The organism is Candidatus Pantoea rara, from assembly GCF_051136265.1.
Taxonomy (GTDB): Bacteria; Pseudomonadota; Gammaproteobacteria; order Enterobacterales; family Enterobacteriaceae; genus Pantoea; species Pantoea rara.
This window is the reverse complement of record NZ_CP194943.1, coordinates 429,459-442,710: the sequence shown is the minus strand read 5'-3', so window position 1 is coordinate 442,710 and position 13,252 is coordinate 429,459. Positions and strand designations below refer to the sequence as shown.

Below are 13,252 nucleotides of genomic sequence, written 5' to 3'. Positions count from 1 at the left end.
TTTATTGTTACATTATAACGTAACTAAAAATGTCGCATATTTGAACCCTTTCTTTAATCTGTCGTCTCAGGACCAGTGGGTAACTGACTGATTTTAAGAATTTAAGGACGAGGTGCATCATAATGTTTCAAAGGCAGTGGCTAAAGCAATTTTACATGCCAGCATTCATTTCTTTTTATATTGGTGTCTTATTAAACACGCCTGTTTTTATCCGCCGTTATAATCAACTGCATTTTGATAATAAACTTGCGTTAACTTTCGAAGTTATAGCCGCCTTCTTTTTTGTTATGTCATTAACGCTGCTGATTTCCCTGACAGGAAAAATTCTGACACGCGTACTCCTGACGTTACTTGTTATTTTTTCAAGTGCTGCCAGTTACTACATGATATTTTATAACGTTGATATTGGTTATGGCATTATTGCTGCCGTTTTAGCAACTGACTCCTTAGATCTTTCAAAAGAGTCTGTTGGATGGCATTTTATTATCTGGTTAATCTTAGTTAGCATCCCGCCCCTGTGGGCAGTCTGGCGCGGATCGCGTACGCTTCCTGCTTCAAAAAATACAAAAAAGCGCAACTGGTATTGCAGAAGTGCAGTATTTTTCATCGCCGCTTTATGCTTCTGGTTGCCCTTAAATGTCATGGGGAAACTTCAGAATGAACAGGATAAAAAAACCAATCGAATGATGGCGAGTTATGGCGGCATTGTTGCAGGTACTTATTCTCCCTCTAACTGGTTGTCAGGCATCGGATTGCTGGCATACAGCTCGATCAGTCAGGCTGAAGATAATCATAATCTTTTCGATCCTTCCGAACATTTTCGATATGTTGCACCCAAAAAATCAGATGACTTATATATTGTGTTCATTATTGGTGAGAGCGCACGGCGTGATCATATGGGGTTATACGGTTATGCCCGCGATAATACGCCTTATCTCGATCGTGAAAAAAATCTGGTTCACCTGCAGGGTTACTCATGTGATACCTCGACCAAGCTCTCGCTCCGCTGCATGTTTGTCAGAATGGGAGGCGCATCCGAAGCACCACAGCGCACCTTAAAAGAGATGAACGTATTTACGGTAATGAAAAAGCAAGGTTTCACTGAAGACTTATACTCTATGCAAAGTGAGGCATGGTTTTATAACAAGGTTATGGCGGACAGTTACTCGCTCAGGGAATCTATTCAGGCCGAGAAACGTCACACCGGTCAGCCGGTGGATGATATGGCTCTGGTGAGTGAATTAAAAGATTCAATACAGCAGCATCCCAAAGGAAAACATATCGTCATTCTGCATACGAAAGGCTCACACTACATGTATACAGAGCGTTATCCGCGCGAATTTGCACGTTTTAAACCTGAATGTCAGGGGATCGATGATGCCTGCAGTACACAGGAGATGGTGAATTCCTATGATAATAGTCTGCTATATATGGACTACTTTATTAAACAGACACTCGACACCCTGAGAGATAAAAATGCTATCGTTTTCTACGCATCGGACCACGGTGAGTCGATTTCTGAGAATATGCATTTTCATGGTACACCGCGCGATCACGCGCCCTTAGCCCAGCGCACTATTCCTGTGATGGTCTGGGCTTCTGACAAATTCCTTGAGGATAAAGATAACAACGCCTCTTTTGAAAAATTAAGACAATTGCAGAACAATAAAACACCGGTATTTCATGAAAAGCTATTTGACAGCATTTTAGGTTGCTCTGGATTTACATCACCTGATGGCGGTATTAATCCCTTAAGAAACTGGTGTTCCCATTCGCAGTAAAAGGGTGGTCAGCGCTTATAAGATTTGACTAGAAATGAAATCATCAGGAAAAGGTGAACTGAATACTTTCATTTCACCTTTTTTTTTACCTGCACTCACACTGTTCGGACTCCCGGTAATCACCGACTCCACCAGGATTCAGAAGCGTCATCTTTCTCAGACTGCCTTTGTCCGTCATCCCTGCATCAGCATGCTTCAACACAGCCAGCCAGGAAATATCCCGATTACTGTGCTGCCGATCGCGTTATCAGCCATGGCAGCTAAGCTTAGTTGACAATCACCCGGCCGGAAGAGAGTCCACTTCCGGACGCAAGCAGGAGAAGATCATGAAAGCAGTAATCTACAACGGTCCCTATGACGTAAAAGTTAAAGACGTACCTGATGCGAAAATTGTTCGTCCTACAGATGTCCTTGTCCGCATTACCACCACTAACATCTGTGGGTCTGACCTGCACATGTATGAGGGCCGGACCAGCTTTGAGCAGGGACGTATTCTGGGGCACGAAAACATGGGTGAGGTGGTTGAAATTGGCTCGGGTGTTGAGCGTATTAAGGTCGGTGACTATGTCTGTCTGCCGTTCAATATCGGATGCGGTTTTTGCGAGAATTGTGAAAAAGGTCTGACGGGATATTGCCTTACCGCCAATCCAGGTACCGCGGGAGCGGCCTATGGGTTTGCTGAAATGGGCTCCTGGGAAGGCGGCCAGGCGGAACTGCTTCGGGTTCCTTTTGCAGACTTTAACTGCCTCGTGCTACCGCCTGACGCAGCAGAAAAAGAAGATGACTATGTGATGCTCTCGGACATTTTCCCTACCGGCTGGCATGCAACAGAACTTGCCGGATTAAAGCCTGGCGAAAGCGTTGCCATTTATGGCGCGGGGCCGGTGGGTTTGATGGCTGCACACTCAGCCATCATAAAAGGGGCTTCACAGGTATTTGTTGTGGATACACATAAAGACCGTTTAGCGCTGGCAGAGAAACTGGGGGCAACGGCCATCAATGCCGTTGGTGATGAAGCCGTACAAAAAATTCTCGACCTGACGGACGGGCGTGGCACCGACTGTGGCTGTGAATGTGTAGGTTATCAGTGCTGTAACAAACATGGCCATGAAGACAATTCAGTCACCATGAACAGTCTCGTTACGTCAACGAAAGCAACCGGGGGAATCGGTGTCGTTGGCGTATTTGTCCCTCAGGATCCGGGAGCTTCTTCGGACCTTGCCAAAGAAGGTAAGATGCCCTTTGATTTCGGGAGTTTCTGGTTTAAAGGACAGGCAATCCGCACCGGTCAGGCTAATGTCAAAGCCTATAATCGTCAGTTGTCACGTCTGATTCATCAAGGTAAAGCCAGCCCGGGAGACATAATCTCACACCGTCTTTCGCTTGCAGAAGCGCCTGCGGGATATAAGCATTTTGACGACCGCGATGAAGGATGGACGAAGGTTATCCTGAAGCCATAACATAAGTTGGCCGGTAAGCAAAAACCGTAAAAATGCTCAAGTGCCGACGGGATACCATTGCGTATCCCGTCATTATATTTTTCTGCAGCAATCAGCCGCTCTGACTCTCGTAAGCCACTTATTAAACAGGCATTCCGTTCTGTTTTTTTATCATCACATCACATCGTGTAGCCCTGGAATGCTTCTGTTCTCTGTTTTAAAAGAGACCGGCTTCCCATAACCGCGTGCAGCGCCGGGCCTTGCATTAAATCATCTGCAGCCCATGCCGCTAAAACAAACAATAGAAAATTTAACGATTTATCTCGCTTATATAAGCTGTGATATGGCCGATAACATGACTGTTATTTATTTTTTCTCACCGGGAGCCGTCATGTTAGGTAAATTATTCAAAAAATCACCCTCCGCCGCAGAGGTCATTTCATCCACAGTGCCTGAAGTGTTAATTGAAGAGTTCCAGCCACGTAGTCAGCTACCCGAACGTCTGGACAGCTTTTTGGCCCTGCTGCCAGAAGTGTTATGGATATGTGAGGGTAAAGACATTAACGAGAGCACGCCGCTATGGATTTCATCGGCAGCGTCGTTAGGTTTGTCACGTGGAAGCAGTAATACCACGACGCTCTCAGCGCTCTGTTCCCTTGTTCATGAAGAAGATAAAAGCCATTTCAGGCATCTTTTACGAAACACGCAGGCCCCTGTTTCTCGCGACGTAAAGCAAAAATGCCGTTTTAAGACAGCGGGCGGAAGTTATGAGTGGTTTCAGGTGGCTGTAAAACGTGAGCGCAACCCGGACAGCCAGAGTCAAAGACTGACAGGAATGTTGCTGAACATTAACGATGATGTTGCGCACGAAAGTGAATACGACATTGCCATGACCCGTTTCAACCTGTCACGTGAAATGCTGAATGACGGCCTCTGGGATCTTCAGATTATTAATGGTGACCCCTTACATCCGAAAAATGTGTTCTGGTGGTCTCCACAGTTCAGGAAACTGCTCGGATTCGAAACTGTTGAAGAGTTTCCTGATGTGATAGACAGCTGGGCTTCGCGTCTACACCCGGACGACAGCCATCACACGCTGGATGCCTTTATAAAACACCTTAACGATCATTCAGGCGCAACAGGTTATGACGTTGACTACCGCGTTAAACTCAAAAACGGCAATTATCGATGGTTCCGGGCCCGCGGTCAGACCCGACGCGACAAAGACGGCGTACCTTTGCGGGCGGTCGGGGCCCTGATTGATATCCAGACACTGAAAGACCGGGAAGCCCAGGCTGAGCATGAACGTCAGCGAAGGCATGAGGCTGCGGCCTCTGTCAGTGAAATTGCTGATTTGGTCTCCGAAAATGCAAATATCGCTGCTCAAATCAAACTCATCTCATTGAACGCCAGCATTGAAGCCGCAAGAGCAGGGGTACAGGGGCGGGGCTTTTCCGTCATTGCCAGTGAAATTCGCGAACTGGCGGACAGAACCGCTGAGATAACTGAAAACATAAGCCGTCTGCAGGTCCGGCTGGATGCCTCCTCGCGCCTTTAACGATCATTATTGCGCTAGTCGGTTTAATAGCACATTGACTGGTCTGGTCCCGGAAGTGTGCTCTTTAATTAAACAGAAACCGAATTGTTGATGTGCAAAGCTCGCATCAGATCTGACCGCGTTTACCACATCAGCTTCTGGCAAACCGCTGACAGACACGCAGGGTTATCTGCGCTAAGAGTGATAAGCCGGCACAGGGCGAAAAAGCCGCCTGATGGCGGCTTTTATCTCGACAGAAGCTTAGGTGCCACTTTTACGATACAAAGCAACAGACCCGGCGAGGACTAACAGAAACGACCCGCTGATGCGGTTCATCCATCTGATGCCACGGGCTTTCAGAAGATGAAGGGATTTTTTACCCAGCATGGCATAACCCAGCATTACTGCCACATCAATTGAAACGATCACTGCCGCCAGGCTTGCATACTGCGGCAACGCTGGCTGTGCCGTACTGACGAACTGAGGAAGCAGTGCAGTCATGAAGATGTAATATTTAGGGTTGCTCATAGCGACAAAAAAGCTTTTAAAAAAAAGCCGTCTCCGCGCCGGAGCCGTGGCTTCCGAACCGTCTGGCAAAGCCGTTTCCGAAGAAAGCAACATCCGCAGGCCGATATAAGCAAGCCATGCAGCACCGACCCACTTCAGAGTGACAAAAAGCGTTTCCGAAGCCGCTAAAACAACACCAAGCCCCAGTCCGACCAGCGCAACCAGAAGGATATCCGCTGCTGCAGCGCCAATAATGCCCCAGCAGGCCCGCCTGATGCCAAAACGAGCCGCATTATTGAGAGCCAGCAGTACGGTTGGGCCGGGAGTTACGATACCGGCAGACATTATCAGGGCAAACGCCATGAGGGCAGATAAAGACATACAGTAAACCTCGCCAAAAATATCATTATACCAGGAGCAGCAGGTGAGGACTACACGCGACCTGACCGGCTGTTCAGAGGGTTCATATTAAACAGCATCCCCGGCTACTCTATATGCGAATTGATGATGCCAGTAATACATTCTGATGACGTCAAAACACAGGCAGTAAATCAAATTCACTAAGTGTCCATGACAGGGTATTCAGGGCTGCGAATGTCATTATCATGCCAAACTGTAGCCCATCCCATTGGCTGCTTTGATAGCCGGAAGAAAGGCGGGATTTCATTTTCAGATGTAGCAGCCCCGGCACAATGACTGCCCATATTGTTGCGAGTAACCCGGCATACCCAATTGCCGCGACAAACCCAGCGGGAAAAAGCAAAGATAAACTCAAGGGCGGCAGGAAGGTGATCGCTATGGCTTTGAGGCGTCCCATTCGGGTCGGGGCAATACCGAAGCGGTCGCTGATGTAGTCCACAAGGCCCGCCGTGACACCCACAAATGAACAGATAACGGCAAAATGTGAGAACGTCGAGAACAGCAGTGACATCCCGGGCGTATAACCACGCAGACTAAACGCGTGCATCAGCGCGGCAATGTCGCCACCCTGACTGGCAATCTCCGGAAAGGCTGAGCGGGGAAGGTTACCCATGGTGCATATTATCCAGAAGAGGTAGATAACAAGCGCCATAGCTGTGCCTGTGCACAGGCATCTTTTGACACGCTGGTGATTGCCACTGTAATAGCTAATCAGCCCGGAAATGTTTCCATGATAGCCGAATGACGCGAGGCAGAATGGCACGATGCCGAGCATATAGGGCCAGTACGATCCCGAAGAATTTTGACTGTCTGACAGGTAGTCCACATTCACGGTGGTTAATAATCCACCAAACAAAGTCAGCAACAAAATAATTTTTGTGACAAGCAGAACAGACATTATCCGGCCGATGCTGCTGGTACCTGACCAGACGATCGCGGCCACCGTCACGCTTAAAATAACTTTGGCTTCGGAAGATGACACCGTTTTGCCGGTCAGCTTGCTCAGAGAGTGGTCATAAACGGGTCCGATCGCTGATATATAAGCATACGTCAAAATGCCCAGTACAAAAATAAGGCTCAGGCCATTCACTTCAGCCCAGCTGCGGCCTAATAAATCACGTACGATTTTGTCGTAACCGGTTTCCAGAGGGAAATGCTGGCTCACGCGGTGAAACATCAGGCCACTAATCAACATACAGATCCAGCTGAAAGCCAGTATCAGTAACGACCAGCCAAACCATGCTCCCGCCATCACAACTGGCAGGATGAACATGCCAGCGCCAACCACCGTGCCGCAAATGATGGTCGCTCCCCAAAATACCGAGGGGGAACGTCTCAAAATTGCTGTTTCTGACATAGGGGTTTCCTGAAGGGTGAAATTTAGCGGTGAAGGATAGCGTTTATAGCAAGGGCGTGGCTAATTAACTGATGATTTTCTTTTGGTTAATCAGGGTCAAAGCCTCAAGCCAGATAAGACACGACATCTACTCAAGCGTTTATGGCAACGACACGAGGAGCTCGCTCTGACCTCCCTTAATCCTGCTGACAACACAGAACAACCGCTATCGCTTGTCATAACTTCAGGCCAGCATTGTGTATCAACGTACCTCATTATTTGTAACGTACGCTTCTGGCACAAAGCGGACGTACGGCAGGCTAAAGTCCGCTATGAGCGAAAAGCAGATGTTAACAGAACCTTTCCTGTGCCGGCGTTTTATGTTTTCCTTCGCTTAACCATCTGAACGAGAACTCCGCCATGAAAATCTACTGGACCTACAAAAGTATCCCCGAACTGAAAGACTTATCCAGGCGGGAGCGTGGAAGGCGTTGGCGGAGCGCGTATAAATCGGCTTTCCGGCACTGGCAGACCTGGGGTAGTCTCGTTCTCGGCGGAGTCCTCGCTGGCGCGGGAGCGTACGTTGGCGGCATAGTCGGCGCCGTAATATCAGGTGGGGTGGGCGGATTTATTTACAGTCAGATCGTGACACTCGTTGTCCTGAAACATTATCGTCACCGGCTGAACGTCGAAGCCAACTAATCTTTGAAGCGTTTAAGGCTGCCAGACTCAGCAAGTTACGCATGACGGGTCTTCATTCATGCGTCTCAATGTATGCCTCGTGTTAGGAAATCATCGTCAGCCCGCTGCGCCACACGGGTCCCCCACAGCGATGAGGGCAAAAGGTCTGCGGCACGCCAATAACGCTGGCACTGCTCAGTCGCAGTGTGTTTACGGTTGCTGAAGCGCGCAGTGATGTTGAAACGCGCACACCCTCTCTTTACGCTGACCGTGAGAAATCCTGGTTGTCAAAGCGGGTGCCTTATTGCGCTTACCGTATACAGGTAATCACGCGACTGGCATAAAGCAGGTCTGCAAATGCGTAGTCTGCTATGAGCGAAAAGCGGACATTAAAATCTTTATTACTTGATTACCTGGCGCTACCTAAGTCACGGTCACTTTCCAGACCTTTAAGCATAAGTGTCGCTTCTTCGATACGAATAAATCGCCCTGAATCATCTGTTTCAGCAAACATGTAAACCTCCATATCTACTTTTTCACCATTGCGCTTATTTAACAGAACACGATGGCGGGTTGCATAGAGATTCCCATTACGTAGTTCGTCGTGCACCTCAATTTTACCGGAAGCCAGAATTTCCCGAAGTTTACGTGCATGGCGGGCAAAGCTATCTAAGCCCTCCCACTTGTTATCAGTGCGCTGCCGATAACCGGGACTAAAATGGCGATTGAGTATCACCTCCAGTGCCATCTCCTGTTTGTTGATAATCTCATCCAATACGGTAGTAATAGAAATCATTGTCATGGTCAGTCCTCAGTAAAAGTTATGAGTACTCTACAATCGACTCAATGGCTTCGGTACGGTATAAAAGACAACAAATACCTCAAATATGCCAATATGACTGATTCATTGATTCCATTAGCCCAGGCTCTTTCTTCAGATGGACCCACTTTGATTGTCGCGGCTCGCAAGTCTGATGCAATTAGGGAAACATCAAGGCACCACCACATTCGCGGACAGTTACTCGGCGCTGAACATGGGCTGCTTACGATCGATGCCGAAAATTATCGCTGGGTTGTACCGGCAACGCATGCCGTATGGATACCTCCAAATGTTCCGCATGGTCTTCTCTCGCACGGCCCCTATTCAGGATGGAGTGTTTATATATCTGCCGCGGCCTGTGGCGAATTACCTGATAAGCCTGCTGTCCTCTCAGTCACAAATCTGCTGCGTGAGGCGATAACACGAGCAGCCTCATGGAAGAATGCAGAGCTTAATGCGCCTCAAAAACGCTTATCTGGCGTTATCCTCGATGAAATAGGAACTCTTCCTAAGGTTAATCTTGGGCTGCCAATGCCGCAGGATATTCGGCTCCTCAGAGTTGCACAGGCGCTGTCAGATAACCCAGACGATGGTCGGAGACTGGAGGAATGGGCATACTGGGCGGGAGTGTCATCACGCACACTTACACGTCGATTCAGTGCTGAAACCGGTTTTAGCTTTAATGAATGGCGACAGCGCATACGGTTACTCAAGGCTCTTGAACTTCTGGCTACGGGTAAGCAAGTGACGACAGTTGCACTGGAGCTTGGGTATGACAATGTAAGTGCCTTTATTGCGTTGTTTCGCAGGGTGTTTGGCACCACACCTGCGCGGTTTAAAGTTTAAATATCTAAGCCAGTAGTTAATGTCCGCTTCTGGCACAAAGCAGGCTTTCATTCCTGATATACCTGCTCATATTAAGACCGACGGGTTGCCCTGGCGCAAACCCTCTTCTTGTTAATCGTGAGTGTTCGCCAGGTCGCTTTCTGTCGACTTACATGCCCAGACTGGCCAGCAGGTCATCCACATCATCCTGACTGGCAGGCGTTTCTGATGAGGAAGCGGGTTTAGACGGCGCATTGCGCTCGGCGCTGCTATGTGAGCCTGTGTTATCACGAATGACCTGTATCAGCTGCTGCTCCGCCTGATTCAGCACGGCCATCATAGCCTGCACAATCTGTCCTGTAAGATCCTGGAACCCCTGCGACATCATAATTGCGTGCAACTGCTGTTGTGTCATACCCGTAATACGGGGAACTTCTTCCAGCAAAGCTGCAGTATCTGCCGCTAATGCCTGAGTTTGATGTTTGTCTAATGGTATCCCGGAAGTGGCATCCCAGCGTTTCGTGAGTTTTTCTGCTTTTTCGGCCAGCTCGCTTTGCAGAGGCTGCGTGATTTCCACGCTGTTGATTACGCCCTCTGCTGCTTCGCGGGTCATTGTAATGACATAACCCAGTCTTTCACGGGCGTTTGGGATGCTTCCCGCCACATCGGCAATGGTTTTATCAAGCCCCAGCTGTTGCAGACTGTCGCGAAGCTGCCGCAGGATGTAGCCAGCACGCGCCGTAATTTCGCCAATTTCCTGATGATTACTATGAATGTCGGATGGTGACATGGATGTTGTTTCCTGCGTACAGAGTTTCGATACCTGAGGTTATCGGCAGCTCTCGACAGATTTTTAAATTTCCCTGGAATTTTTCCTCAAGTAAAAGTGACATGATGTAAATAAGACGGCATTGGCTGAGCGCTATCAGGCTGGTGGACGCGAGAAATCGCCTCCGTTAAATCGTCAGCGGGTAGCACATCGTCCAGTTATAGTTGACCCTCGCCAGTTTTAATTCTCCTGCAACCTCGCCAAAATTAACGGCCTGGCGTTCAGAAATATACTGACGCAGAGGTGCGGGTAAAAAATCAGCGCTATAGCGCAGAACAGTGCTGTGCCAGAAGGGTGCCGGTAACGGGCTGCCGGTGTGACGCATTCGCAACTCATCTTTCCAGCGCGAATTCAGAACCTGTTCGCAAAATGATTTACGCATGGCAATTGCAGTACTGTCAGGAGTTCCCGCAAGCAACAACTGGCTGGGCAACGCAACCAGCCGAAGATCTCGTATAACGATTCTCTTTGCATCAAATTCGGTCCAGATCTTCGTCAATTCTGCCACTTTTTCTGGCAGTGGCTCGTTTTCGTTTATGAACGGCAGAGTCAGGGGCAGGAAGGTAAAATGGAAACCCTCCGTGGGAAGAACATCGGCAAGGGGATCATCTTTCGTGAGCTGCTGTAATCCACCAATAAGACGCGAGACATCAAGAGAAACAGGGGGCTGTATACCCGAGGCAAGAGCAAGTCTGACAGGATCGTAATAACTTCCCTGTTTAATATCCCCGATTCCTGCATTTTCCGCCCAGATGGAGGCAGTGTTTTCGTTTGTTGAACGATAGAGGTTTTGCAGACTCATCGATGACATGACAGACCTTTAGGAATGGGTATGAATACAGGCTTATTCCATCTTATTTCTGGCCGGTATTTTACGCTATTCGATTAATCCTTAAGTGACCATCTGCCCTTAAACGGACAACGCGGGGACAGATCAGGACAACAGAAGGCGGACGTATAGAATCCATCCCCACTCTTTGATATTGATGACGCTAAAGCACGTCTATTGAGGTTGAAAAGATGGATTTTTATAGCAGTAAAGAATTTACCGGCTCAAGAGCCTGGGACTCACAGCATATTGCCAGCTTCGACAATGTCAGCGTGAAACTTCACTGGACCGATCAGCCTTATAAGTGGCACATCAACGACGGACAGGAAGTTTTTGCTGTGATGGATGGATGCGTTGAAATGCAATATAAGGAACAGGGCGAAGTTAAAAGTCGGGTACTCAAAGCGGGAGATATCTTTTACGCCAGTGAAGGGACAGAGCACATTGCCCGTCCACACGGTATCGCCCGCGTGCTGGTGATTGAAAAAGAGGGTTCGGTTTAATTAGGGGGATTCATTGCCTGGCCTGATAACCCGTGACAAAACGGGATATCTCTTCTCCCGGACTGTCTGTGGTGCCGGTAACTCCTGCGATACACCGTGAATTCGGGCTGGTCTGCTCGGCCTCAGGAAAGGCTTCTGATGTGACCCAGGCACTGCTGAAAGGCGTGCGAACAGGGCAGGGTCAGTAAGCGGCATTCTGATCTGGCGGCACAAGCGTTATTGCTCAGAACTCGCGTAACTGGTCGAAAAGCTGGTAAAGACGCGGCTGATTCACAAGTGAAGCGCCTTGCTTACCCAGCGTCTGTTCCAGCGGATTCAGGACATTGAACAGCACACTGTAGATCTCTTCACGCTCCACCGTCTCGATCGCCTTTGAACGCCGGTCGATGAGGTTAAAGGCTTCGGTATAGGCGGTTACGGCGGCGGTTAACAGGGCTGCCACATCCATGCTGCTATCAATATTATGCGTCGCAGCCCGCAGATTTTTGTAAGCCAGCGCCGCTTTCCGGGCATACGTGCCTGAAATATGCTCACGACCATCCCAGTCCCGGAACGGATTATGCAGGTTCTCAGCCAGCCACTCCGGCTTGCGGGCTTTACTCAATGAGAGATCCAACCCCCGTGTTGTCGCCCGCTTATAGGCGGTTCTGAGGGAACTGACGACATCGAACGGAACGCTGGTCATCCACAGGCTGGAGAGGTTCGGCAACTGTTCTGGTGAAGGGAAATCGCTCGCGGCAAAACCAAAAATGTCAGAGAAGGTCAGCATCTGCAACTGTGGCAGAGCGGCAATACGCTGCACATGAGTGACCAGGCCAGGATTTCCCCAGATGCGCAGCTCAGTCAGACAAGGAAAACGCTCAACCACAGGGGCCAGATCGATCTCTTTAACGCCCGTCAGTGACAACGCCCCGAGCCGATCGAGACCCTGGAGTATCGGCAAACACTGTGAGCATTGCAGGCAGAGATTACGTCCTTCCTGATGCGCATCAACCTGAAACCCTGACGAGGGCATTGCGGTGAGTGACAGCAGGGAGAGATCAGGATTCAGCCGCACACGACTCACGCCTTCTGGATGGAGAATAAAGCGCGACAGGCGGGTGGCTTCAACATCGATCTCGCTGACCACAGCGGACTGCCAGTGCAGCTCGTTAATAAAGGGATGTTGCTGGATATAGGCTATCAGCTCGGGCGTGCCCTGCGAGGTTTCGAGGGTCATCAGGCAAGGCAGCCGATCCAGCTCTGAGAGGTCAGTCAGGCTTTGCAGGACGCTGTCATTAATACGGGTGGTATTCTCGCGCAGTGTCTGACCGCCAACCATGACGTTGCGCGCGCCCGAGGCGGCTTTAAACTGTGCACGTCTGACCGGGTCGATCTTCTCCCAGCTGCGCTGACGAACCAGGCTGTCTCCCACGTCCCAGCCGAATTTATAGGTGCTGACTTCGTTCTCTTCCAGTGGGGGCAGGTTAGCAATCAACACATGCCCCGGTGGCACGCAGGCGGGAACATAACCCTGATCGAGACGCTCTTTGAGAAAATAGTAGCTGCAACGCAAAGGCTGCATACGGCTGGCTTCCGCTCTGTCAGGCAGATGATCACCCGCCCAGTCGAGCTGGAGTATTGCTGCCAGAAGTTTGTCTTTAGAATTCGTGGGCTGCCGGAGGTGTGTGACCTGGCAGGCGACGTACTGCTGCAACTGCGGTGAAAACACGCTGTAGATATCGCCGACGTTTGCCTGCACGCTC

The 13,252-nt window shown here is 49.5% G+C and carries 11 protein-coding genes and 1 pseudogene; 6 read left to right on the top strand and 6 right to left on the bottom strand.

Annotated features, from left to right (window positions below):
• Window positions 1–122 precede the first annotated feature (122 nt).
• From eptB to ACR8BF_RS20545, 3 genes are all read left to right on the top strand, one after another.
• The gene (gene eptB, locus ACR8BF_RS20555; protein WP_434746055.1) at window positions 123–1,781 is read left to right on the top strand and encodes a kdo(2)-lipid A phosphoethanolamine 7''-transferase; all 1,659 of its coding nucleotides are present in this window, start codon (window positions 123–125) and stop codon (window positions 1,779–1,781) included.
• A gap of 326 nt (window positions 1,782–2,107) precedes the next feature.
• Window positions 2,108–3,241, top strand: coding sequence for a glutathione-independent formaldehyde dehydrogenase (locus ACR8BF_RS20550; RefSeq protein ID WP_179898093.1), 1,134 nt, complete (start codon window positions 2,108–2,110; stop codon window positions 3,239–3,241).
• A gap of 370 nt (window positions 3,242–3,611) precedes the next feature.
• Entirely contained in the window at window positions 3,612–4,778 is a 1,167-nt protein-coding gene (locus ACR8BF_RS20545; protein WP_179898091.1) for a PAS domain-containing protein, read from the top strand.
• A 240-nt stretch (window positions 4,779–5,018) separates the two neighbouring features.
• On the opposite strand, the gene ACR8BF_RS20540 is transcribed toward ACR8BF_RS20545, so the two are convergent.
• The 3 genes from ACR8BF_RS20540 to ACR8BF_RS20530 form a co-directional block, all read right to left on the bottom strand.
• The gene (locus ACR8BF_RS20540; RefSeq protein WP_292986051.1) at window positions 5,019–5,645 is read right to left on the bottom strand and encodes a LysE family translocator; all 627 of its coding nucleotides are present in this window, start codon (window positions 5,643–5,645) and stop codon (window positions 5,019–5,021) included.
• 151 nt (window positions 5,646–5,796) lie between these two features.
• Complete coding sequence (locus ACR8BF_RS20535) at window positions 5,797–7,041, bottom strand: aromatic amino acid transporter (RefSeq protein WP_434746054.1); 1,245 nt, start codon at window positions 7,039–7,041, stop codon at window positions 5,797–5,799.
• A 1,069-nt stretch (window positions 7,042–8,110) separates the two neighbouring features.
• Entirely contained in the window at window positions 8,111–8,497 is a 387-nt protein-coding gene (locus ACR8BF_RS20530) for a nuclear transport factor 2 family protein (protein ID WP_179898378.1), read from the bottom strand.
• A gap of 27 nt (window positions 8,498–8,524) precedes the next feature.
• On the opposite strand from ACR8BF_RS20530, the gene ACR8BF_RS20525 reads away from it, so the two are divergent.
• Complete coding sequence (locus ACR8BF_RS20525; protein ID WP_179898085.1) at window positions 8,525–9,367, top strand: AraC family transcriptional regulator; 843 nt, start codon at window positions 8,525–8,527, stop codon at window positions 9,365–9,367.
• A gap of 148 nt (window positions 9,368–9,515) precedes the next feature.
• On the opposite strand, the gene ACR8BF_RS20520 is transcribed toward ACR8BF_RS20525, so the two are convergent.
• Window positions 9,516–10,136 carry a protein phosphatase CheZ gene (locus ACR8BF_RS20520; RefSeq protein ID WP_434746053.1) on the bottom strand — a complete coding sequence of 207 codons (621 nt, stop codon included), beginning with the start codon at window positions 10,134–10,136 and terminating at the stop codon, window positions 9,516–9,518.
• A 166-nt stretch (window positions 10,137–10,302) separates the two neighbouring features.
• On the bottom strand, window positions 10,303–10,986 hold the full coding sequence (locus tag ACR8BF_RS20515) for a hypothetical protein (protein WP_434746052.1): 684 nt from the start codon (window positions 10,984–10,986) through the stop codon (window positions 10,303–10,305).
• Window positions 10,987–11,195: 209 nt separating this feature from the next.
• On the opposite strand from ACR8BF_RS20515, the gene ACR8BF_RS20510 reads away from it, so the two are divergent.
• Both ACR8BF_RS20510 and ACR8BF_RS20505 read left to right on the top strand, forming a co-directional pair.
• On the top strand, window positions 11,196–11,507 hold the full coding sequence (locus ACR8BF_RS20510) for a cupin (protein WP_179898079.1): 312 nt from the start codon (window positions 11,196–11,198) through the stop codon (window positions 11,505–11,507).
• A 62-nt stretch (window positions 11,508–11,569) separates the two neighbouring features.
• A pseudogene (locus tag ACR8BF_RS20505) lies at window positions 11,570–11,695 on the top strand (LysR family transcriptional regulator); the annotation flags it as partial.
• A gap of 35 nt (window positions 11,696–11,730) precedes the next feature.
• Here the strand turns inward: ACR8BF_RS20505 and ACR8BF_RS20500 are convergent.
• Window positions 11,731–13,248 carry a hypothetical protein gene (locus ACR8BF_RS20500; protein ID WP_434746051.1) on the bottom strand — a complete coding sequence of 506 codons (1,518 nt, stop codon included), beginning with the start codon at window positions 13,246–13,248 and terminating at the stop codon, window positions 11,731–11,733.
• Between the last annotated feature and the right edge of the window lie 4 nt (window positions 13,249–13,252).